General features: G+C 70.1%; 20 protein-coding genes and 1 riboswitch. Of the genes, 19 read left to right on the forward strand and 1 reads right to left on the reverse strand.

All coding sequences use genetic code 11. The features are described 5' to 3' along the window. Positions 1–382 precede the first annotated feature (382 nt). The 8 genes from AB5J50_RS47885 to AB5J50_RS47920 all read left to right on the forward strand — a co-directional run bounded on the left by AB5J50_RS47885 (position 383) and on the right by AB5J50_RS47920 (position 7,109). Entirely contained in the window at positions 383–1,279 is an 897-nt protein-coding gene (locus AB5J50_RS47885) for a TauD/TfdA dioxygenase family protein (RefSeq protein WP_369264796.1), read from the forward strand. Continuing rightward, positions 1,276–2,163 carry an ABC transporter permease gene (locus AB5J50_RS47890; RefSeq protein WP_369264797.1) on the forward strand — a complete coding sequence of 296 codons (888 nt, stop codon included), beginning with the start codon at positions 1,276–1,278 and terminating at the stop codon, positions 2,161–2,163. Before AB5J50_RS47885 ends, AB5J50_RS47890 begins: the two co-directional genes overlap by 4 nt. Then, entirely contained in the window at positions 2,160–2,891 is a 732-nt protein-coding gene (locus tag AB5J50_RS47895; RefSeq protein ID WP_369264798.1) for an ABC transporter ATP-binding protein, read from the forward strand. Before AB5J50_RS47890 ends, AB5J50_RS47895 begins: the two co-directional genes overlap by 4 nt. A gap of 50 nt (positions 2,892–2,941) precedes the next feature. Then, positions 2,942–3,994, forward strand: coding sequence for an aliphatic sulfonate ABC transporter substrate-binding protein (locus AB5J50_RS47900; RefSeq protein ID WP_369264799.1), 1,053 nt, complete (start codon positions 2,942–2,944; stop codon positions 3,992–3,994). A gap of 107 nt (positions 3,995–4,101) precedes the next feature. Continuing rightward, positions 4,102–5,388 (forward strand): LLM class flavin-dependent oxidoreductase, encoded by a 1,287-nt coding sequence (locus AB5J50_RS47905; RefSeq protein ID WP_369265716.1) that lies wholly within the window; start codon positions 4,102–4,104, stop codon positions 5,386–5,388. Further along, positions 5,381–6,136 carry an ABC transporter ATP-binding protein gene (locus tag AB5J50_RS47910; protein ID WP_369264800.1) on the forward strand — a complete coding sequence of 252 codons (756 nt, stop codon included), beginning with the start codon at positions 5,381–5,383 and terminating at the stop codon, positions 6,134–6,136. Before AB5J50_RS47905 ends, AB5J50_RS47910 begins: the two co-directional genes overlap by 8 nt. Beyond that, complete coding sequence (locus AB5J50_RS47915) at positions 6,133–6,963, forward strand: ABC transporter permease (RefSeq protein ID WP_369264801.1); 831 nt, start codon at positions 6,133–6,135, stop codon at positions 6,961–6,963. The genes AB5J50_RS47910 and AB5J50_RS47915 overlap by 4 nt, the downstream gene beginning before the upstream one ends. Next, positions 6,960–7,109 (forward strand): hypothetical protein, encoded by a 150-nt coding sequence (locus AB5J50_RS47920; RefSeq protein ID WP_369264802.1) that lies wholly within the window; start codon positions 6,960–6,962, stop codon positions 7,107–7,109. Before AB5J50_RS47915 ends, AB5J50_RS47920 begins: the two co-directional genes overlap by 4 nt. 88 nt (positions 7,110–7,197) lie before the next feature. Here the strand turns inward: AB5J50_RS47920 and AB5J50_RS47925 are convergent, their stop codons facing one another. Next, positions 7,198–7,989, reverse strand: a complete 792-nt coding sequence (locus tag AB5J50_RS47925) for a winged helix-turn-helix domain-containing protein (protein ID WP_369264803.1) — start codon at positions 7,987–7,989, stop codon at positions 7,198–7,200. A gap of 200 nt (positions 7,990–8,189) precedes the next feature. Here AB5J50_RS47925 and AB5J50_RS47930 point away from each other — a divergent pair, with 200 nt between their 5' ends. The 11 genes from AB5J50_RS47930 to AB5J50_RS47980 all read left to right on the forward strand — a co-directional run bounded on the left by AB5J50_RS47930 (position 8,190) and on the right by AB5J50_RS47980 (position 20,668). Next, a complete protein-coding gene (locus AB5J50_RS47930) occupies positions 8,190–8,264 on the forward strand; it encodes a putative leader peptide (protein WP_369265717.1) in 75 nt (24 codons plus the stop codon). Between the two features lie 222 nt (positions 8,265–8,486). After that, complete coding sequence (locus AB5J50_RS47935; RefSeq protein WP_369264804.1) at positions 8,487–10,118, forward strand: ABC transporter substrate-binding protein; 1,632 nt, start codon at positions 8,487–8,489, stop codon at positions 10,116–10,118. A 42-nt stretch (positions 10,119–10,160) separates the two neighbouring features. Beyond that, the gene (locus tag AB5J50_RS47940; protein ID WP_369264805.1) at positions 10,161–11,117 is read left to right on the forward strand and encodes an ABC transporter permease; all 957 of its coding nucleotides are present in this window, start codon (positions 10,161–10,163) and stop codon (positions 11,115–11,117) included. Beyond that, positions 11,114–11,950, forward strand: a complete 837-nt coding sequence (locus AB5J50_RS47945) for an ABC transporter permease (RefSeq protein WP_369264806.1) — start codon at positions 11,114–11,116, stop codon at positions 11,948–11,950. The genes AB5J50_RS47940 and AB5J50_RS47945 overlap by 4 nt, the downstream gene beginning before the upstream one ends. Beyond that, positions 11,947–13,944: a dipeptide ABC transporter ATP-binding protein gene (locus AB5J50_RS47950; protein ID WP_369264807.1), complete on the forward strand. Its 1,998-nt coding sequence runs from the start codon at positions 11,947–11,949 to the stop codon at positions 13,942–13,944. Before AB5J50_RS47945 ends, AB5J50_RS47950 begins: the two co-directional genes overlap by 4 nt. Positions 13,945–14,017: 73 nt before the next feature. After that, complete coding sequence (locus tag AB5J50_RS47955; RefSeq protein WP_369264808.1) at positions 14,018–14,836, forward strand: alpha/beta fold hydrolase; 819 nt, start codon at positions 14,018–14,020, stop codon at positions 14,834–14,836. A gap of 25 nt (positions 14,837–14,861) precedes the next feature. Then, a complete protein-coding gene (locus AB5J50_RS47960; protein WP_369264809.1) occupies positions 14,862–15,884 on the forward strand; it encodes a 2-oxoglutarate and iron-dependent oxygenase domain-containing protein in 1,023 nt (340 codons plus the stop codon). 22 nt (positions 15,885–15,906) lie between these two features. Beyond that, positions 15,907–16,722: a DUF427 domain-containing protein gene (locus AB5J50_RS47965; RefSeq protein ID WP_369264810.1), complete on the forward strand. Its 816-nt coding sequence runs from the start codon at positions 15,907–15,909 to the stop codon at positions 16,720–16,722. Then, positions 16,719–17,480, forward strand: coding sequence for an SDR family NAD(P)-dependent oxidoreductase (locus AB5J50_RS47970; protein ID WP_369264811.1), 762 nt, complete (start codon positions 16,719–16,721; stop codon positions 17,478–17,480). Before AB5J50_RS47965 ends, AB5J50_RS47970 begins: the two co-directional genes overlap by 4 nt. Before the next feature lie 130 nt (positions 17,481–17,610). After that, positions 17,611–17,720, forward strand: a riboswitch (SAM riboswitch). A 225-nt stretch (positions 17,721–17,945) separates the two neighbouring features. Further along, a complete protein-coding gene (locus AB5J50_RS47975; RefSeq protein WP_369264812.1) occupies positions 17,946–19,589 on the forward strand; it encodes an ABC transporter substrate-binding protein in 1,644 nt (547 codons plus the stop codon). Continuing rightward, positions 19,586–20,668, forward strand: coding sequence for an ABC transporter permease (locus AB5J50_RS47980; RefSeq protein WP_369264813.1), 1,083 nt, complete (start codon positions 19,586–19,588; stop codon positions 20,666–20,668). The genes AB5J50_RS47975 and AB5J50_RS47980 overlap by 4 nt, the downstream gene beginning before the upstream one ends. The last annotated feature ends 23 nt before the right edge of the window (positions 20,669–20,691 follow it).

A 20,691-nucleotide genomic window follows, 5' to 3' on the forward strand; every position in this document is an offset into this window, starting at 1 on the left:
CGACGGCGCCACATCGACCTGGCGCACGTCTCCAGCGCGTTCTGTTGTCGCTGACCCGGAAAGCGGCCCGCACGGCGGTGCCTGCCCGGAACGTCGTACCCGCCGTCTGACCGCCTCCCTTCTCGCGGCTCCTCACTCCGTCTTCCCTCTCTGTTCAGGGGAGAAGTGCGCAGGCCGACGAAGCGATGTGCCGTCAGCCAATGGCCTGTTGCGGTAGCGGCGCGGGCTCGGCGAATTTTCCGTCGTACGACCTCCGCTCCGCGGCTCGCCCTGTATCCGGCTCTCCTCATCCGGCTCTCCTCGTGTAGTCGTCGGTCCCTCGCATCGTGACCGGACCGACCACTGACTTCGTCGCGCCCAAATCCTCGAGAGGGATCCCCTCATGTCTCCGTCCATCCGCAAACTCACGGGCCGCATCGGCGCGGTCGTCGAGGGTGTCGACTTCACGGCGCCGCCCGACGACTCGACGGTCACGGCGCTCCGGCAGGCCCTCAACGAGCACAAGGCGATCGTGTTCGACGGCGTGCGCCTCGACAACGCCGGCCAGGAGCGTGTGGCCGGGTGGTTCGGCGAGCTCACGACCGCCCACCCGAACGTGCCGGCCACCGACGGTACGACGAACGTGCTCGCCGTCGACAGTGAGACGTCCAAGTCGAACGTGTGGCACACGGACGTCACCTTCGTGGTCAACCCGCCGCAGCTCACGACGCTCCGGTCGATCGTGACCACGCCGTACGGCGGCGAGACGCTCATCGCGAACGCGGCCGCGGCCTACCGCGACCTGCCCGGCCCGCTGCGCGCCCTCGCGGACTCGCTGCGCGTCGTGCACACCAACCAGTACGACTACGCGCGCACTTCGGCCACGACGGCGCGGCGCGAGGAGTACGACCGGGCCTTCGTGTCGACGCCGTACGAGGCGGAGCACCCGGCCGTGCGGGTACATCCGCTGACGGGCGAACGCGGGCTGTTCATCGGCGGGTTCGCCCGGCGGATCGTCGGCCTGTCGAGCAGCGAGTCGGCCGACCTGCTGCGCATCTTCCAGTCGTGCGTGACGCGTCCGGAGAACATCCTGCGCTGGACCTGGTCCCCCGACCAGCTGCTGATCTTCGACAACCGGATCACCCAGCACTATGCGGTGGACAACTACGACGCCCACCCGCGTCGCCTCAACCGTGTGACGGTCGCGGGAGACGTGCCGGTCGGCGTCGACGGTCGCTCCAGCGAGCAACTCGTCGGCGACGCCTCGCACTACACCGGCGTCCTGGAGGTGGCGGCATGACCGAGATCGGTCTCAAGGCGCCGACCGTCGGGCCGATTGCCGAGACGACGAGCGCGCGGGAGCGGGAGGTCTTCCTGCCACGCGACGCCCGCCGCCGGACGCTGTTCAGCACGCTCCGGGAGCGCCTGCGCTGGCCGCTGGGGATCTATACGACTCCGGTCGTGGTCCTCGTCGCCTGGGAGATCCTCGCCAGAACCGGGGTGTTGGCCAAGACCTACGCTCCGGCACCGACCTCCATCGTGAAGTCCGCCGTCGATCTGTGGCAACAAGGCGTACTCGGGCCGGACTTGGCCATCTCGCTGCAACGGGCCGGCATCGGTCTCTCGATCGGTCTGACCGTGGGCATCGTCACCGGGGTGCTCGGTGGTCTGCTGCGCAGCGGCGAGTATCTGTTCAACGGCCTCGTGCAGGTCCTGAACACGATCCCGCTGCTGGCGGTGCTGCCGCTGATGATCGTGTGGTTCGGCATCGACGAGCTCACGAAGGTGCTGCTGATCTCGTTCGGTGCCGGCGTCCCGATGTATCTCAACCTGTTCGCCGCGATCCGCGGAGTCGACCAGCGGCTGATCGAGATGGCGCGGACGACGGGCGCGGGCACCTGGCGCCTGGTGACGCGGGTGCTGGTGCCCGGCGCCCTGCCGGGGTTCCTGGTCGGCCTCCGGTTCTCCCTCGCGTACAGCGTTCTGGGCCTCGTCGCCGCCGAAACGGTCAACGCCGACAAGGGACTTGGCTTCCTCATCACTCAGGGGCAGACCTACCTCCAGACCAACCAGGTCTTCGTGGGGCTGGTGATCTACTCGCTGCTCGGTCTGCTCGCCGACCAGTTCGTCCGGGTTCTCGAGCGGGTGCTGCTGCGGTGGCGCCCCAGTTATGAGGCAGCATGAGTACGACGGTTGAGACGCAGCCCCGCCGGCAGGCCGGGGCGGTCGTGGAGCAGGTCGTCCGTCGGTTCGGTGACCGGATCGTCCTCGACCACCTGGAACTCGCCATCGCCGACGAGGAGTTGGTGGTCCTGCTGGGCCCCTCCGGCTGCGGCAAGAGCACCCTGCTCAGGCTGCTCGCCGGTCTCGACCGGCCCGACGGAGGGCGGGTGGAGGTCCCGGCGAAGCGCGCCATCGTGTTCCAGGCGGACCGTCTGCTGCCGTGGCAGCGGGTTCTCCGCAACGTCACGCTCGGCCTGCACGGACCGGACGCGGAGCAGCGGGCCCTCGACGTGCTCGCCGAGGTCGGACTCGCGGGCCGCGAGAAGGCATGGCCCAAGGAACTCTCCGGCGGCGAGGCCCAGCGGGTGTCGTTGGCGCGGGCGCTGGTCTCGGAGCCCGAACTCGTGCTGCTCGACGAGCCGTTCGCGGCGCTGGACGCGATCACACGGCTCCGCATGCACGACCTCGTGCGCGCCCTGCGGAACAGACACCACGCGGCCATGCTGCTCGTCACCCACGACGTCGACGAGGCGATCGCGCTGGCGGATCGCATCGTCGTCATGAGCAACGGACGCATCGGCACGTCGCACCTCGTCGGGCTCTCGGCCGCCGACCGCGAGGCGAGCGTCGCACGTGAAGAGCTCCGCTCCGCCCTCCTGGGAGACCTCGGTCTCGCCAACCAGCACTGATCTCTCCCACCCACAGCACAGAAAGCACGTGAGAACTCATGTCCATGTCCATGCCCGGAAGAACGTCCCGACTCGCCGCCGCCGTCGGCCTGGTCGCGCTGGGAAGCACCCTCGTCGCCTGCGCGTCGACGTCGGAGGCCGCCGCGCCGCTGAGCAGCGCCGGCGGATCGAGCGCCGACAGTCACCCCGAGTGGAAGAAGTACACCTTCACCATCGGTGACAACGGCGGTGACGGCAGCCAGGAGCTGGCGAAGATCACCGGGGTGTTCGACAACGCGCCCTACAAGGTGAAGTTCGCCCGGTTCACCTACGGCCCCCCGCTGGTGCAGGCGGCCGCGTCGGGCGACATCGACCTGGGCAGCGTCGGCGACGTGCCGCCGATCACCGGTGCCGCCAAGGAGTACGGCTTCAAGGTCGTCGCCGTCAACCGTTCGCTCACGCCCACCCAGTCGAACGAGAACATCATCGTTCCGAAGGGTTCGACGCTGAAGACGCTCAAGGACCTCAAGGGCAAGAAACTCGCTGTCCCACAGGGCAGTTCGGCCCATGGTCTGGCCCTGAACGCGCTCAAGAGCGTCGGTCTCACGCCCAAGGACGTGAAGCTGGTCTTCCTCGACCCGGCTGCCGGCGCCACCGCGTTCAACACGGGCAAGGTGGACGCCTGGTCGATCTGGAACCCCCAGTCGGCGATCGCGGTCAAGAACGGTGCGCGGATTCTGGCGAAGGGTCTCCCGCCGATCGACCAGACGAGCAGCTACTACGTCGCGACCGACAAGTCGCTGAACGACAAAACGAAGCGGGCGGCTCTCACGGACGTCCTGAAGCGGCTGGCCCACGAGTTCGCCTGGGCCGTCAAGCACGAGGACAAGTACGCACAGGCGATCTCCAAGGAGGAGGGCATCCCCCTGGCCGACGCCAAGGCCTCCCTCAAGGCCTTCGAGACCCGGGTGACGCCGGTGGAGAAGTCGGACATCGCGGCCGAGCAGAAGCTCGCCGACGCTTTCCTGGAGGCGGGCCAGATCACCAAGAAGGTCGACGTCTCGTCGATCACCGACAACCTCCTCCCGACCGGCTACGACAGCTCGAAGCTCAAGGTCGGCTGAGCCAGGTCGTCCTGCGCACCACGGACTCAGCGACTCAGCGACTCAGCACGGAACGGAGAGCACTTGTGAGCGAGAGAAGACGTCGGCTCCACCTCAACGCCTTCCTCATGGAGGCGGGCCACCACGAGGCGGCGTGGCGGCTCCCGGACAGCAATCCGCGGGCCGACTTCGACCTTCAACACTGGATCAGACTGGCCCGGCTGGCCGAGAGCGCCAAGTTCGACTCGCTGTTCCTCGCGGACGGACCGGCGATCATCGGCACCGGCGAGTTCCGGCCGCCGGGGCAGCTGGAGCCGCTGACGCTGCTGACGGCACTGTCCCAGGCGACCAGCAGGATCGGGCTCATCGCCACCGTGTCGTCGACGTACAACGAGCCCTACAACCTCGCTCGTCGGCTCGCCTCGGTCGACCACGTCAGCGGCGGCCGGGCCGGCTGGAACATCGTCACCTCGGCAGGGGCCGACGAGGCGGCCAACTTCGGCCTCGTCGACCGTCCCGACCATGCCGAACGCTACGCCCGGGCCGACGAGTTCCTGAAGATCGCCAAGGCGCTGTGGGACAGCTGGGAGTCCGAGGCCGTCGTAGCGGACAAGACGACCGGGCGCTATGCGGATCCCGGGCGACTCCACACACTCGACCACCGGGGCACGTACTTCTCGGTGGCCGGACCGCTCAACGTCGAGCGTCCGCCGCAGGGTTACCCACTACTCGTCCAGGCCGGGTCCTCCGAGGACGGCAAGGACTTCGCGGCACGGCACGCCGAGGCGATCTTCACCGCTCACCGTACGTACGAGCGCGCCGCCGACTTCTACGGCGACATCAAGGCACGGACCAGAGCCGCCGGGCGTGACCCGGACGGCGTGATCGTCCTGCCGGGAATCGTCCCGTACATCGGGTCGACCGAGGAGGAAGCCCGCGCACTGGCGAAGCAGTTCGACGATCTGCGGGTTCCGGACTACGGGCTGCGCCAGCTGGCCGCGGTGTTCGAGACCGAGCCGTCGGTCTTCGAACTCGACGAGCCGTTGCCGGACTTCATCCTCGCGCGGCCGAAGCTCGAAGGCTCGCAGAGCCGCTCCGACCTGATCATCGAGCTCGCCGTACGCGAGAAGTTGACGGTGCGTCAGATCATCTCCCGGCTCGGGGGCGGGCGCGGTCACTTCGAGTTCATCGGTACGCCCGAGCAGGTCGCGGACACGATCATCACCTGGTTCGACGGCGGTGCGGCGGACGGGTTCAACATCATGGCGCCCGCCCTGCCGTCGGGCCTGGAGACCTTCGTCGAGCAGGTGCTGCCGATCCTGCGCGGCAAGGGCCTGTTCCGTGAGGAGTACGAGGGCACGACGCTCCGCGAGCACTACGGACTGCCGGTTCCGGCGAACCAGTTCCATGCCTGACCGGAGTGCCGGGACACCGCCCGCGCTGCTCGTCCAGGGACTCAGCAAGACGTATGGGGACGGCTTCACCGCGGTCGCCGGGCTGGACCTGGAGATCCCCGACGGCGCCTTCTTCGGTCTGCTCGGCCCGAACGGCGCCGGCAAGACCACCCTCATCGGCTCGGTGTGCAACATCGTTCGTCCCACGACGGGCACGCTCACCGTCTTCGGCCACGACCACCGAAGCCGTGCGGCCCGACGGCTGCTGGGCCTGGCCGAACAGGAGATCAACGTCGACCGGTTCCTGTCGATCCGACAGATCCTGATCTACCACGCCGGGTACCACGGCATCGGCCGCAAGACGGCCGTCCGGCGCGCGGACGAACTGCTGGAACTGTTCCGCCTCGGCGACAAGGCCGCCGCGCGCGCCTATGAGCTGTCCGGGGGCATGCAGCGGCGCCTCGTCATCGCGCGGGCGCTCATGCAGCGTCCTCGCCTGCTCATCCTCGACGAGCCGACGGCAGGCGTCGACGTCGAGTTGCGCTCGGAGATCTGGCGACTGGTCAAGGGCCTCAACGCGGCCGGCACCACCGTCCTGCTGACCACGCACTACCTGGAGGAGGCGGAGACATTGTGTGACGAGATCGCGCTGCTGCGCGCCGGCCGGATCGTCGACCGCGGCTCCGCGGCGTCGCTGCGGGAACGCTACGAGGCGCGCGACATCTCGGAGGTCTACGACCGGGTGATCACCCGGGAGGAGGTGGCATGACGAGCAGCGTCGCGGTCGACGATCCGGCCCACTCGTCCCTCCCGCCGTACGACGAACCCTTCCGGGCGGAGCGGTCCCCGTTCCTGTGGCTCTTCGAGCGCGAGGTCCTGCGCTTCCTCTCGATCTGGCGTTACAGCGTGTTCGGCCCGGTGCTGTCGACCGCGCTGTTCGTCATCGTCTTCGGCTCGGCTCTCGGCGGGCACGTCGACACGGTCGACGGCGTCTCCTACGGCAGGTTCATCGTGCCCGGCCTCTTCGCGCAGGCGATCCTCAACGTCGGCTTCTTCAACGGGACGACCAGCCTGTTCGAAGCCCGGCGCGACCGGTACATCCACGATGTGTTCGCCAGCCCGCTGAGATGGTGGGAGATCAATGCGGCCCTGGTCGGCGGAGGCGTCGCCCGAGGCATCGTCGTGGGTGCGGGAGTCCTGGCGGTGGCTCTCCCGCTGACCGGCAGCGGCAGCGTCGCCCGTCCACTCGTCCTGCTGCTCGGCACGCTCGGTGTCCTCCTGGTCGCCGCGCAGGTGGGCGTGATCGCGGGCAGCCTCGCCAAGTCGCTCGACCACGTCTACTCCATGGAGTCGATCGTCCTGCTGCCGCTCGGCTTCCTCGGCGGCGTCTTCTACTCGGTCCGTCAACTGCCGCCCGTCTGGGACGTCCTGAGCCGCCTCGACCCGGTCTTCTGGCTGGTCCAGGTCGAGCGGATCGGCTTCCTGGGCCACGGCGACGTCGGCGCCGGATGGGCCCTGCTCACGGTCTGGGCCCTCGCGGCGGCGCTCTCGGCATGGTCCGCCGCCATGTTCGCCACCGGGCGTCTGAAGCCATGACCGCGGTCGCACCCGGTTCGCGTTTCCACGATGTGCGGGAACGTGAGGAGGCCGGCCTGCTCGGCGGATATCGCCGCGAGCTCGGCCGGGGCAGGGGAAGGGCGCTCGGCGCCCGTACCGCGGTCGGGCCAGAGTTCCCCGACTGAACCAAGGCTGCTCCGGCTGAGGTCTCGACATCCGCCGAACCGGCTTACGGAGTGCGGGAGTTGCCGCAGCCCCCGTGACACGGCGCTGTCAGCGGCAGTCGGCCGGAGCGGGCGCCGCGCGCAGCCGGAAGCCCACGCCCCGCTCCGTGGTGAGCAGGGCCGCGGCGCGTGGTCCGAGCTTGCGGCGGATCCGGTGGATGTGGAGATCGACGGAGCGGCTGCGGCTGCCGGCCCATTCGCCCAGGCCGGCGCGGAGGTCCTCTCTGGGGATCACCCGGCCGTTGCCGCGAAGGAGTGCGGTGAGGAGCCGGAACTCCAGTGGTGTCAGGGCGACGGGTGCGCCGTCGACCAGCATGCGCTGACCGCCCGGGTCGAGGCTGATCGGGGACGGTGCGGTGGCGACGTACGACCCGGGCATCGTGGCACCGGGCACCACCGGAAGGCCCGCGGCGCGCCAGGCCTCGTAGCCGCCCACGATGTCGGTCGCCCGCAGCAGGCCGAGGTCGTGCAGTGAGGCGGCGGCCATGCTCGACATATAGCCCTGGGAGCACATGATCACGGCACGGAGGGAGTGGTCGCCCGCCTCCTCGATACGCCAGGCGCTGCAGGGGTCGAGCCGCCACTCGAGCACGTTCCGGTCGATGACGAGGGAACCGGGGATCTCGCCCTCCGCCCGCCTCACCAGGTCCGCGCGGATGTCCACCAGCAGGGCACCGTCCGCGAGTTCGCGGGCCGCGTCCTCGGGGACGAGCCGGTCCAGGCGGGTACGGGCCCGCGCCAGCAGGTCGTCTATCGACGGGTGGCCGAGCGGCGCGCGGTGCGCGGTGTCAGCGTCGGTGACCGCCGGGCCATCCGGCCACGTGTGCGCTGGGGACTGCATCGGGAGCAACTCCTGTGTCGTGCCTCGGAGACGGCCGGTGGTCGTCGGAACCGGGGCGGCGACAGCCGGCGGCGAAGCGCGACGGCGTGCGGGAGTCGGTCATATCGGAAGTCTACGGTCGGATGTTGACGGGCGAGTTTCTCGAATTTGAAACAAGGACTGCATTGTCCGCCGCCGAACTCCGCTGTTATCAATGAGTCGTGACCGCGAACAAGCTGCTGACCCGGAGGATCCACGTGGATCTGCTGCGTGTCGGCACGTGCGTCTGTCCGTAGCGCTGAGGCGTCCGACCGCGCCAACGGCGGCAGCACCCTCGCACCACGCACGGCTCCCCGAGGCCGTGCTCCCGGCATCGGCGACGGCTCCGGCCTTCTGACGGCCCTCAGCCCCGACGTCACCTTCACCGTCACCTTCACCCATCCCGCCTGCACCGCTCACGCTCGCGTACAGCTCCCCCTGGTTGTGCCGCGCCGCCGGTCATTTCCTGGAGAATTCCCATGCCCAGACCCGATGTTGACGCGCTTCCGCAGCACTGGCAGGACGTCCTGCCCGGCGGACCCTCCCGCCGTGGCTTCCTCGCCCTGGCCGGCGGCGGCGCCCTGGCCGCCCTGCTCGCGGGCTGCGCCCCAGGCGCCGCGGACGACACATCGGCCGGAGCGACGGCCTCGGGCCCGGCCAGACGCGGCGGCACGCTCCGCGTCGGCACCCCGCCGCCGCCCACCGCCCTCGATCCGGTGACGGCGTACGACGGCAGCGCGATCGCCCTCTACCAGCTTGTCGCCGAGTACCTGATCTGGCTCGACAAGGACTTCAAGCTGGTACCCCGGCTCGCGACCAAGTGGGCATCGGATGCGTCGGGCCGGAAGTGGACCTTCACGCTGCGCGACGGCGTGACCTTCTCGGACGGCACCAAGCTCGATGCCGTCACCGTGAAGGCGTCCTTCGACCGGCTGCTCGACCCGAAGAGCAAGTCGGCCGCCCTGTCCGCCTTCGACACCGTCCTCAAGGCCGGCGGCGTGACCACGCAGGGAGACTCGACCGTCGTCTTCACCCTCGAACGGCCCTTCTCCGACTTCCCGTACCTCGTCTCTGCCGGGAACTACAACGCGGTCGTCCTCAAGAAGGACTACGACGGCGACTTCACCAAGCACGGCATCGGTACGGGCCCCTTCACCCTCAAGTCGTACGACGTGTCCACGGGCGCCTCCTTCGTCCGCAACCCCAAGTACTGGGACGACCCCAAGCCCTACCTCGACGGCGTGGACGTGAAGTTCTACGCCGACGACCAGGCCGACCTCGTGGCCCTTCAGGGCGGCGACATCGACGCCCAGTTCCTCAGCCGGCCCGCGCTCGTCGAGCCACTGGGCAAGGGCGACGGCATCACCGTCGACAAGGTCAAGGGCACCGGCGTCACCGTCCTCACCCTCCGCGTGGACAAGGCGCCCTTCGACCGCAAGGAGGTCCGCCAGGCCGTCGCCTACGCGCTCGACCGGCCCGACGTGCGCGAGGCCGCCGGCAGCGGTCTGGGCGACCTCGGCAACGACCATCTGCTGGCACCCCTGTTCCCGGCCGCGCCCGCCGACATCCCGCAGCGCGCCAAGGACAAGGCGAAGGTCGCCGAACTGCTCAAGGCGGCCGGTCTGAAGAGCTTGCGCTTCACGCTCACCTTCGAGCCGCCCGCCAAGGACTACGCGGTGACCATCCAGAGCCAGCTGAAGGAGGCCGGCATCACCGTCGACCTCGACCAGCGCTCCTCCAAGGAGTTCTACGGCGGCGACCAGGCCAAGGACACCCCTTGGCTGTTCACCACCGCCAACCTGGTCGGCTGGGCCGGCCGGGCCGTGCCGAGCCAGTTCATCATCCCCATGGTCAAGAGCGACGGGGTCTGGAACGGCTCCAAGTACGCCAACAAGACCCTGGACGCGGCAGCCGACGCCTATGACGCCGCCACCACGGATGCCGAGCGACGCAAGCAGGCGGAGATCATCGCCAAGGCCCTGCACGAGGACGTGCCCATCGTCGTCGCGTACTGGAGCGGCGCGGCACGCGCCTACAACAGCAGCGCCTTCAGGGGCGTAGAGGCCCATCCCAGCCAGTACGTCGACTTCTCCGGCGTCTCCCGTGTCTGAACCGCTTCCGAACGGTTTCTCAGCAGGGAGGAAGCCCACGCCATGAGACGGTTCCTGCTGCGCCGGATCGCCGCCGTCCCCCTGACCCTGCTCGCGGTCTCCCTCCTGGTCTTCCTCGCCACCCAGGTGCTGCCCGGCGACGTGGCCCGCACCGTACTGGGCCGGGAGGCGTCCGACAGTTCGGTGCGGGCCCTCAACCACGAACTCGGCCTCGACCGGCCGCTCGCCGTGCAGTACGGAACCTGGCTCGGGCACTTCGCCGCCGGGGACTGGGGCACGTCGTACACGCTTCACGTGCCCGTGCGCGGACTGCTCCTGGAGCGGCTGGGGCATTCGCTCTTCCTGGCGCTGTTCGCGTTCGCGCTGCTGGTGCCGGTCGCGCTCACGCTCGGGGTGCTCGCGGGGCTGTACCACGGCCGGGCCCTCGACCGGACGATCAGCTCCACGACCCTGGCGCTGGGCGCCACACCGGAGTTCGTGACCGGAGTCGTCCTCCTCGTGGTGTTCTCCGTGCAGTTGCGCTGGCTTCCCGCGTCCGCGCAGACCCAGCCGGGCCACGACGGCCTCGCCCAGACACTGTGGCACCTGGTGCTGCCGGCCACCTCGCTGGTCCTGGTGTGCACCGGATACGTCGCCCGGCACGTACGCGCCAGCACCATCGCGGTCGTCGACGGACCCTACGTCCGCGCCGCCCGCCTGCGGGGTGTCGGCCCCGGGCGCATCGTCCTGCGTCACGTGCTGCGCAACGCCACGGTGCCGGCCACCAGCGCCCTCGGTGTCCAGTTGCAGTACCTGCTGGGCGGCATCGTCGTGGTCGAACTGCTCTTCAACTACCCCGGAGCCGGAGCCCTGCTCCTGCAGTCGGCGCAGGACAAGGACCTGCCGACGCTGCAGGCGAGCGCCATGGTGCTGGGCGCCCTCTACATGCTGGTCGTGCTGCTCGCCGACCTCGTCCACCGGCTGCTCGATCCGCGCATACGACTCGGGGGTGCGGTGTGAGCGCCATATCGATCGTTCTCCGCCCCGTGGCGCGGCTGCCCGTCGCCTCCGTCGTCGGAGCCGCCGTCATCGCGCTGTGGGCGGCCGTCGCCCTGCTCTGGCCGCACCTGGTGCCGTACGCACCCGACCGGCAGCGTCCCCAGGACCGGTTCCTGCCGCCGGGAGGCGAACACTGGCTGGGCACCGACCAGTTCGGCCGCGACGTCCTCTCCCGCACCCTCGCCGGAGCGCGCCCCGTCCTGGAGGTCGCACCGGCCGCGACCGCGCTGGCCGTCCTCGCCGGCACCGTCCTCGGACTGGTCACGGGGGGAGTGGGCGGCTGGCTCGACGACATGGTGATGCGCATCGTCGACGCCGTCGTGGTCTTCCCGGCCGTCATCGCCGCGGTGCTGTTCGTGGCGCTCCTGGGACGCTCGACTCCGGTGCTTGTGCTCGTCATCGCGGCCGCCCTCACGACGCTCGTCACGCGCAGCGTCCGGGCGGCGACGCTCGTCGAACGGGAGAAGCCGTACGTGGAGGCCGCCCGGCTGCGCGGCGAGCCCCTGTGGTCGCTGCTCGGCCGCGAGATCCTCCCCAACGTCCGTTCCACCGTGTATGTCGAGGCGACCTCCCGGCTCGGCGACGCGGTGTTCGCCGCCGCGACCCTCTCCTTCCTCGGCCTCGGCCAGCCGCCGGGCTCCCCGGAATGGGGCGCGACCGTCGCCGACAACCGGGTGTGGCTGTCCAACGCGCCCTGGACGGTCCTCGCGCCCGCCCTGGCGATCGTCTCGCTGGTGGTCGGGGTCGCCCTGGTCGCGGACACCTCACGACGGGTGCAGGAGGGTGCGCCATGAGCACGGACGAACAAGGCCTCGTCGTCGAGGGGTTGAGCAGCGCGTACGGATCCGCCCAGGTGCTGTACGACGTCTCGTTCACGGTCGCCCCCGGTGAGATCTTCGGCCTGGTCGGCGAATCGGGCTGCGGCAAGTCGACCCTGGCGTACGCGTTGGCCCGCCACTTCGCGCCGGGCGGGACCGTGCTCGGCGGCGGTGTGCGGCTGGACGGAACCGACGTACTGGCCCTGTGCGGGCGGCAGTTGCGGGCATGGCGGGCGTCCCGGCTCGCCTTCGTGCACCAGGACGCGGCGGGTTCTCTGGACCCGACGATGCGGATAGGCAAGCAGCTGGCCGAAGTTCTGCGCGGCCGTGGCCTGTCCCGCCGTGAGACGGCCGAGCGCGTCGTCGAACTCCTGCGTACGGTACGGCTGCCCGATCCGGAGCGGCTCGTGCGCCGCTATCCGCACCAGCTGTCCGGAGGGCAGCAGCAACGTGTCGTCATCGCCGCCGCCCTCGCCGCGCAGCCGAGGCTGCTGATCCTCGACGAGCCGACGACCGGCCTCGACGCCTCCGTCGAGCACGAAGTGCTCGGCCTCCTCAAGGAGTTGCGGGGCCGGCTGAACGCCGCCGTGGTCTTCGTCAGCCACGACCTCGGCCTGATCGGCCGGATGTGCGACCGCGTGGGAGTGCTGTACGCGGGTCGCCTCGTCGAGACCGGGCGGGTGAGGGAGGTCCTGGACGCCCCCGCGCACCCGTACACCGCGGGTCTCCTGTCCGCCGTACCCGTGCTGGGCACCACGCGGCACGACCGCCCGCTGCGGCCCGTGCCCGGTCGGCTGCCGCTGCCCGGCGAGACCACGGACGGCTGCGCCTTCGCGGCACGCTGCCCGCTGGCCGAGGACGCCTGCCGGGCAGCCGAACCCTCGCTGGACGGCGACGCCGTGCCAGGCCGGGCGGTGCGGTGCCTGCACCCCGGGGAGAGCACGGTGCGCGCTCGTCCGGCGGTCCCCGACGGAACTGCACCCCCGGAGGCAGGCGGGACGCCGCCCGCACTCGTCGAAGTCCAGGACCTTGTCCGGACGTTCGGGCGCACCGTTGCCGTCGACCACGTCGACCTGACGATCCGCGAGGGCGAAGTCCTCGGCCTGGTGGGGGAGTCGGGCAGCGGCAAGACGACCCTCGCCCGCGCCGTCGCGGGCCTCGCTCCCGACGGCACGGGGACCCTGCGGCTGCGGGGCGAACCGCTGCCCGCACACCTCGGTCGACGCGAGGCGCGCGTACGGCGGCGCATCCAGATGGTCTTCCAGAACCCCGACGCCTCACTCAATCCCCGTCACACCGTGCGCACCGTCCTGAGCAGATCGCTGGCCACGCTCGCAGAACCCTCGGCCACCTCCCTCGAAACCCTCCTGGACCGCACCCGCGTCGACGCCGACCTCCTCGACCGCCGCCCGGCGCAGCTGTCCGGCGGGCAGAAACAGCGCGTCTCCATCGCCCGGAGCTTCGCGGGCCGCCCCGACCTGGTGATCTGCGACGAACCCGTGTCCGCCCTGGACGTCAGCGTGCAGGCCGCGGTGCTGGAGGTGCTGGCCGACCAGCGCGACCGCACGGGGACCTCGTACCTGTTCATCTCGCACGACCTCGCGGTCGTCGGCTACCTCGCCGACCGGATCGCCGTCCTGTACCGCGGCGTGATCGTCGAGGAAGGCCCCGCGGCCGACGTACTGCGCGGCCCCTCCCACCCGTACACCGCCCTGCTCGTCGAGGCCGCTTCGCGCCCGGTGGCCACAAGCCCGCCCGACGCGGCGGCGCCCGAACCGGCCACACCACGACCGCGCGGCTGCCGCTTCGCCGGCCGCTGTACGCGGCGGATCGCCGGGCTGTGCGAGGACGTGCCGCCACCGGAACGCGACCTGGGAACAGGACACGTCGTGCGGTGCCATCTGGACCCCGCCGAGCTGCCCGCCGGGATCCCCGCCACCGCCGCGCTCACCGCGGCCGACCCCGTGTGACGCAAGCCAGACCACATACGAGACCGCACAAGAGACCGCCCGTCCCGCACTGCCTCGATCACCGGGAGCCCTCATGCCCCTGACCACAAGCGCCACCGCCGAGGAGTTCGCCGACCTGGTGAACGCGCCCGTCATACAACGCCGTTGGGTGACCGTGGCCACCGGCGGCCACGTCGGCGGCGTCTTCTGGCACACGCGGAAGCCCGCCCTCGTTCTGCTGCACGACGCCGGTTCCAGCGCCCGCGCCTGGGACGAGGTGCTGTTGGCCCTGGACCGTCCCGCCGTCGCCCTCGACCTTCCCGGGCACGGCCGCTCGAGCCGGCGCGGCCGGGGTGACTACCGTCCCCGCCGACTCGCCGCCGCGCTGGAGGAGACGGTTCGGTCCTTCGCCCCGGGCGGCGTACCCGTCGTGGGGCTCGGCTACGGGGCGCTCGCCGCGATCGCGCTGAAGGCGAAGTTCCCGCACAGCGCCGGACGCCTCGTGCTCGTCGACGCGCTGCCCGGCGCGCTGTCGCCGGGCCTGCGTCTGTGGCCCACGCCCAGCCCCGTCTTCGCCGGCCGCGAGGAGGCGGCGACCTGGCTCGACGGGCGCGGCGCGGCGGACGCGGCACGGACGGCCGAACTGGAGACCGAGCAGGCTGCGGACGGCACCTGGGCCTGGCGCCACCACCTCGGCAGCCTGCCGCCGGATGCGCCCACCGTCCTCGACGACGAGACGCTCTGGCAGCAACTCGCCTCCCTGCCCGCCCCGTTGCTCATCCGCACCGACGGCGGCCCGCTGGACACGGCCTCCGTCGCCCGCTTCGGCGCGGACGTACCGGACGGCGAGATCGTCACCATCGAGGCGACCCCGAGCGCCCTCGCCGACACACTGCGCCCGCTCACGCACTGACTCACCCATCCGAAGGAGCACCGCCATGTCACACGACACCGACATCCCCGTCATCGACCTCGCCGCCGCACTGGCCGACGACGCCCCGGACGACCTGCTGGCCGACGTGCGCCGGGCCGCCGAGACCATCGGCATCATCCAGATCGTCAACCACGGCGTACCCGCGGAGGTGATCGCGGAGTTCAACGACGGCTTCGGCCGCATCCTCGATCTGCCCCGTGCGGAGAAGGAGCGGCTGGCCAGCCCCACCGGACACCCCTACCGCGGCTGGCGGCAGTGGCCCGACGACTTCGGACGCCTGGAGCTCGAACGGTTCAACATCGCCCAGTACGACGACGCGGCCGCGGCCGAAGCCGCGGGACTCTCCCCGGAGCACGCCACCCTCTTCGCGCATGCCAACGTGTGGCCGCCGCAGGAGCCCGGCCTCCGTGCCGCGACACACCGCTACCACGACGCGTTCGTCGACGTCGCGCGACGCGTCCTCGGCCTGTACGCGCGCGTGCTCGACGTACCCGCGCACACCATCCCGCTCGGCGACGACGTCTACACGACGCTGGTCGTCAACGACTACCCCAAGTGGCCCCACGACACCGGCACTTCCGACGACGAGAAACTCCTTCTCCTGGAGCATGCCGACAGTTCCGCGATCACCGTGCTCCATCAGGAGGGCGACTACGCGGGCCTGCAGGGCCAGCGTCCCGACGGCACCTGGATCCCGGTGCCGATCCGGCCGGGCGCCCTGCAGGTGTTCACCGGCACCCTGCTGACCAACTGGACGGAGGGCCGGCTGCGGCCCGGGCGGCACCGCGTGGTGGCCGGCGGGTCGGTGACGCGCCGCTCCTCCGCGGTGTTCGTCCACCCGAGCCTGGACACGGTCGTCGAACCGCTGCCGGCGTTCGCCGACCTGGACGGCTCCGACTTCGAACCCGTGTCAGTGTGGGAACGGGCCAGCAGCAACGTCGACGAGTACCTGCGGGTGTTCGGCCGCCCCGAGCAGGTCGCGGCCTGGCGCGAGAACCGCGCCTACGTCGCCGAAGTCACCGCGTGAGCAAGCCGAAGGAGAGCCGGTCATGACCACATTCCCCACCGCGCGCGCCGTCAGGACCACCCCCGAAGGCCTCCTGTGGGAGCCAGGCGAACGCTGGGTACGCGGCCGCAAGGGTGACGTCACCGTCGTCGACAGCCGGCATCCCGTCCTCGTATGGGAACCCGGAGTGCCCGTCCCGCTGTACGCCTTCCCCCGCGAGGAGGTCCGCGAGGACCTGCTCCGCCCGGCGAAGAACCCCCCGACGGGCACGCACACCGGATCGCGGATCTTCTACGACCTTGAAGTCGACGACGAGCTGCTGGAGAACGCGGCCTGGACCTTCCCGGCCGCCGACCTGGCCGACCACATCGCCTTCGAGTGGTTCCGGCGCAGCGGCAAGGGCCTCGACCACTGGTACGAGGAGGAGGAAGAGATCTTCATCCACCCCCGCGACCCGCACAAACGGGTGGATGCCATCCCCAGCAGCCGCCACGTCCGGGTCGAGATCGACGGCACGCTCGTCGCCGACACCCACCGCCCGGTCCTGCTCTTCGAGACCGGCCTGCCGACGCGGTACTACATCCCGCGCGAGGACGTCCGCCTGGAGCTGCTCGAACCCACCGACCACAGCACCGGGTGCCCCTACAAGGGCACCGCCGAGTACTGGTCGTGGCGGGGTGAGGCCGGCGTCCCGCCGAACGTCGTCTGGAGCTACCCGGAGCCGCTGCCCGCGGTGGGCGCCGTCAAAGGCCTCCTGGCGTTCTACAACGAGGCCGTCGACATCACGGTCGACGGCGAACGCCTGGAGCGCCCCGTCACCCCGTTCACCAAGGCGCTCGCGGCGCAGCCGCCGACGTGACGGCACCGGTGGCCGTGATCACGGGCGCCGCCTCCGGGATCGGGGAGGCGGCCGTGCGTCTGTACGCCGCACGTGGACACCGCGTCGTCGCCGTCGACGTGGCGGAGGAGCGGCTTGCCCGGCTCGCCGGGCTCGACGGCGTGGCGGCACTCGCCGGCGACGTGGCGGCCGAGGAGACGAACACAGCGGCCGTACGCCTCGCGCTCGACCGGTTCGGACGGCTGGACACGGCCGTCCTGAACGCGGGGATCGGCGGTGCCGGTCCGCTGGAGTCGCCCGGGGCGATCGAGCGGTTCGACCGGCTCTTCCCCGTCAACGTCCGTGCGGTGGCCCACGGTATCCGGGCCGCCGTGCCGGCGCTGCGCGCGGGCGGCGGCGGGGCGATCGTCGCCACGGCGTCGGTGTCCGGGCTGCGCGGCGATCCGGGCACCTGGGGCTACAACGCGACGAAGGCGGCCGTGATCAACCTCGTGCGGGCCACGGCCGTCGACTACGCGGCGCAGAGCATCCGCATCAACGCCATAGCCCCGGGCCTCACTGAGACCGAGATGACCGCCACCCAGGTCGCGAACCCGGATCTCACCGCGCGGATCCCCGTCCACCGCTGGGCCACCCCGCGCGAACAGGCGGAGGTCATCTGGTTCCTGACCTCGCCCGCCGCCTCCTACGTGACCGGAGTGACCGTTCCGGTCGACGGCGGGCTGAGTGCCAACGGGGGAATCCTGCCTCCGCCGTCCGCCGCGGAGGAACGTCGTTGAGGGCCCTCGCGGGGGGAGTCGTAGACGTGCTCCAGGCCTTGTACCGCCTCCTTGTGCCGGTGTCCGCGCACGTCATCCCGGCACAGGGAACTCTTGACGCCGAGAGAATTGTCGATCTACGGTGAGCGCGAGCTACGAGTTCCGGTGATCAAGCCCTGGCTGGCCGGACGGCAACCCTCGACGCAGCGGGGTGCCCCAGGTGAAGGCTCGGCGGATGTTCCTGTTCTGCAAGTGCGTTCCCACCGGCCCGTGAGCCGGCGACACCCCTAGGAGGACGGCGTGGCAACTGGCCTCGTGCTGTGCTCCCGACGCCATGTGGATCTGCTGCTGGTCTGCAGCTGTCTCTGTCACAGCTGACCCTTTTTCGCTCTTCACTCCCACCTTTCACGCGACAGCGCGCGCTCGGCATGTCCTGCCTGCCGGGGCCCCTTCGTGTTCCCACTCATGCGGAAGCAGAGACCAGCCATGGCACAGCACAGCACCCTCAGACCGTTCCGGTCCCTCGGCGCCATATCCCTCGGCACGGCGTTCCTGGTGGCCCTGACCGGCTGCACGAGCACCAAGAACTCCACCGGCGCCACCGGCACCGGCGGTGCGACGATCACCGTCGGTACGACGGACCAGGTGACCAGCCTCGACCCGGCGGGCGCCTGGGACGCGGGCTCCGGCACCATCGAGAGCGAGGTCTACGCGACCTTGCTCAGCGTGAAGAACGGTGCCACGGAGGTCTCACCGGACCTGGCCACCGGGATCGAGCTGACGGGGGCCAAGGAGTACACGGTCACGCTGAAGAAGGGCCTGAAGTTCGCCAACGGTCACCAACTGACCTCCTCCGACGTCAAGTTCAGCTTCGACCGCACGTTGAAGATCGCCGACGAGAACGGTCCGTCGTCACTGCTGTACAACCTCGACTCCGTCGCCGCCCCGACACCCACCACCGTCGTCTTCACCCTCAAGTCCGCCAACGACACGCTGTTCCCACAGGTGTTGTCCACCGCGGCCGGCTACATCGTCGACGAGCAGGTCTTCCCTGCGGACAAGATCCTCGACGACAAGGCCATCGTCGCGGCCAAACCCTGGAACGGCCCTTACGGCGTCACGAGTTACGACAAGAACTCGCTGGTCTCCTTCACCGCCAACAGTGCCTACGCGGGTCAACTGGGCGCCCCGAAGACCAAGAACGTCCAGCTCAAGTACTACACCGACGCCAGCAACCTGAAGCTCGACGTCCAGCAGGGCACCGTCGACGCCGTCTACCGCACGCTCACCACCGCCGACCTCGACGACCTGTCCAAGAAGAAGGACATCAAGGTCCACACCGGGTCCGGCAACGGCATCCGCTACGTCGTCTTCGACTTCCGGACACAGCCGTACGGCACCAAGACCAAGAACGCCGACAAGGCCAAGGCGCTGGCCGTGCGGCAGGCCGTCGCCGACTCCGTCGACCGGGCCCAACTCGCCCAGCAGGTCTACAAGAACAGCTATCAGCCGCTGTACAGCTCCGTGCCCGACGGACTCACCGGCGCCACCGACTCGTTCAAGTCGCTCTACGGCGACAAGAAGGGCGGCCCCGACAAGGCAGCTGCCGCCGCACGGCTCAAGAAGGCGAAGGTGAGCACCCCGGTCACCCTCAACCTCCAGTACAACAGCGACCATTACGGCTCGTCCTCGGCCGACGAGTACGCGCTGGTCAAGACCCAGCTCGAAGCCACCGGACTGTTCAAGGTGAACCTGCAGTCCACCGAGTGGACCCAGTACGGCAAGGACCGCATCAAGCACCTCTACCCGCTCTACCAACTCGGCTGGTACGCCGACTACTTGGACGCGGACAACTACCTCTCGCCCTTCTACTCGGCCAACAGCTGGGTCGCCAACGACTACTCCGACCCCGCAGTACGCGAGCTGATCAAGAAGGAGGAGACGGAGACCGACACCGCCAAGCGCGCCGAACTGCTCAAGCAGGTACAGGACAAGGCCGCCGCGTCGGTGCCGCTGCTGCCGCTGCTCCAGGGGTCCACCGCGATCGTCACCCGTACCGACATCAGCGGTGTACCGGACGAGCTGAACAGCGCGTACACCTTCCGCTGGGCAGGACTCGCGAAGAAGTGAGCACTCTGACGCAGGACACCCCCGGCGCCGTCGTCACCCCGGCCGACGGCGCCGCCGGGTACGGTCTCGCCCGCTACCTGGTGGTCCGCTTCCTCCTCATCATCCCCACCGTGTTCGTGCTGGTCAGCCTGGTCTTCTTCCTGATGCGCGCCACCGGTGACCCGATCAGTGCCGCCTTCGGCGACCGGCTCACCCCGGACCAGCTCCAGGCGAAACTGCACCAGGCGGGCTACGACCGGCCGTTGCTCACCCAGTACCTGGACTATCTGAAGTCCCTGGCGACCGGCGACTTCGGCCACACCGTCACCGACAACGAACCGGTGACCCACGTGCTGGGCACCTACGGCGCCGCCACCGTCGAACTCGCCTTCTACGCCCTCATCGTGGCCCTCGTCGTGGGAGTCCCCCTGGGCATGGTCGCGGCCTCCTACCGGGACCGCGCGCCCGACGCGGCGCTTCGGCTGTTCGCCGTCCTCACCTATGCCACCCCCGTGTTCTTCGTGGGACTGCTGCTGAAGCTCGTCTTCGCGATCCAGCTCGGCTGGCTGCCCGCGTCAGGCCGGGCGAGCACCGACGTCCAGCTCTTCCTGCAGAACCAGACCAGCACGACGGGGCTCTACCTCGTCGACGCCCTGCGCAGCGGCGACGGGGCGGCCGTCGCCGACGTCCTGAGGCACGCCGTACTGCCCGCCCTGGCGCTGGGCCTGCTCGTCGCCGGCATCCTGCTGCGGCTGGTCCGCACGAATCTGATCGGCACCCTCGGCGCCGACTACGTCGAGGCCGCCCGCTCCCGAGGCGTGGCGCCTTTCCGCCTGGTCACTCGGCACGCAACCCGGCCCGCCCTGATTCCCGTCGTCACCGTCCTGGGGCTCCAGGTCGCCGGGCTGCTCGGCGGAGCGGTGCTGACGGAGACCACCTTCGAGTGGAAGGGCCTCGGCTACGAACTCGCCCACTATCTGACGGTGCGTGACTTCCCTGCGGTGCAGGGCATCGTGGCGCTGTTCGCCGTCGTCGTGGCGGTGACGAACTTCCTCGTCGATGTGGTCGCGGCGCTGATCGATCCCCGAGTGAGGTACTGAGCCGTGGCCCAACTCCTCGTGCG

It is taken from the genome of Streptomyces sp. R35 (assembly GCF_041053035.1).
Taxonomy (GTDB): domain Bacteria; phylum Actinomycetota; class Actinomycetes; order Streptomycetales; family Streptomycetaceae; genus Streptomyces; species Streptomyces lutosisoli.

What these genes read in the sequence shown, in the direction of transcription:
- AB5J50_RS47885 (WP_369264796.1), top strand. Translation starts at nt 383, where the DNA reads ATGTCTCCGTCCATCCGCAAACTCACGGGCCGCATCGGCGCGGTCGTC.
- AB5J50_RS47890 (WP_369264797.1), top strand. Translation starts at nt 1,276, where the DNA reads ATGACCGAGATCGGTCTCAAGGCGCCGACCGTCGGGCCGATTGCCGAG.
- AB5J50_RS47895 (WP_369264798.1), top strand. Translation starts at nt 2,160, where the DNA reads ATGAGTACGACGGTTGAGACGCAGCCCCGCCGGCAGGCCGGGGCGGTC.
- AB5J50_RS47900 (WP_369264799.1), top strand. Translation starts at nt 2,942, where the DNA reads ATGCCCGGAAGAACGTCCCGACTCGCCGCCGCCGTCGGCCTGGTCGCG.
- AB5J50_RS47905 (WP_369265716.1), top strand. Translation starts at nt 4,102, where the DNA reads ATGGAGGCGGGCCACCACGAGGCGGCGTGGCGGCTCCCGGACAGCAAT.
- AB5J50_RS47910 (WP_369264800.1), top strand. Translation starts at nt 5,381, where the DNA reads ATGCCTGACCGGAGTGCCGGGACACCGCCCGCGCTGCTCGTCCAGGGA.
- AB5J50_RS47915 (WP_369264801.1), top strand. Translation starts at nt 6,133, where the DNA reads ATGACGAGCAGCGTCGCGGTCGACGATCCGGCCCACTCGTCCCTCCCG.
- AB5J50_RS47920 (WP_369264802.1), top strand. Translation starts at nt 6,960, where the DNA reads ATGACCGCGGTCGCACCCGGTTCGCGTTTCCACGATGTGCGGGAACGT.
- AB5J50_RS47925 (WP_369264803.1), bottom strand. Translation starts at nt 7,989, where the DNA reads ATGCAGTCCCCAGCGCACACGTGGCCGGATGGCCCGGCGGTCACCGAC.
- AB5J50_RS47935 (WP_369264804.1), top strand. Translation starts at nt 8,487, where the DNA reads ATGCCCAGACCCGATGTTGACGCGCTTCCGCAGCACTGGCAGGACGTC.
- AB5J50_RS47940 (WP_369264805.1), top strand. Translation starts at nt 10,161, where the DNA reads ATGAGACGGTTCCTGCTGCGCCGGATCGCCGCCGTCCCCCTGACCCTG.
- AB5J50_RS47950 (WP_369264807.1), top strand. Translation starts at nt 11,947, where the DNA reads ATGAGCACGGACGAACAAGGCCTCGTCGTCGAGGGGTTGAGCAGCGCG.
- AB5J50_RS47955 (WP_369264808.1), top strand. Translation starts at nt 14,018, where the DNA reads ATGCCCCTGACCACAAGCGCCACCGCCGAGGAGTTCGCCGACCTGGTG.
- AB5J50_RS47960 (WP_369264809.1), top strand. Translation starts at nt 14,862, where the DNA reads ATGTCACACGACACCGACATCCCCGTCATCGACCTCGCCGCCGCACTG.
- AB5J50_RS47965 (WP_369264810.1), top strand. Translation starts at nt 15,907, where the DNA reads ATGACCACATTCCCCACCGCGCGCGCCGTCAGGACCACCCCCGAAGGC.
- AB5J50_RS47975 (WP_369264812.1), top strand. Translation starts at nt 17,946, where the DNA reads ATGGCACAGCACAGCACCCTCAGACCGTTCCGGTCCCTCGGCGCCATA.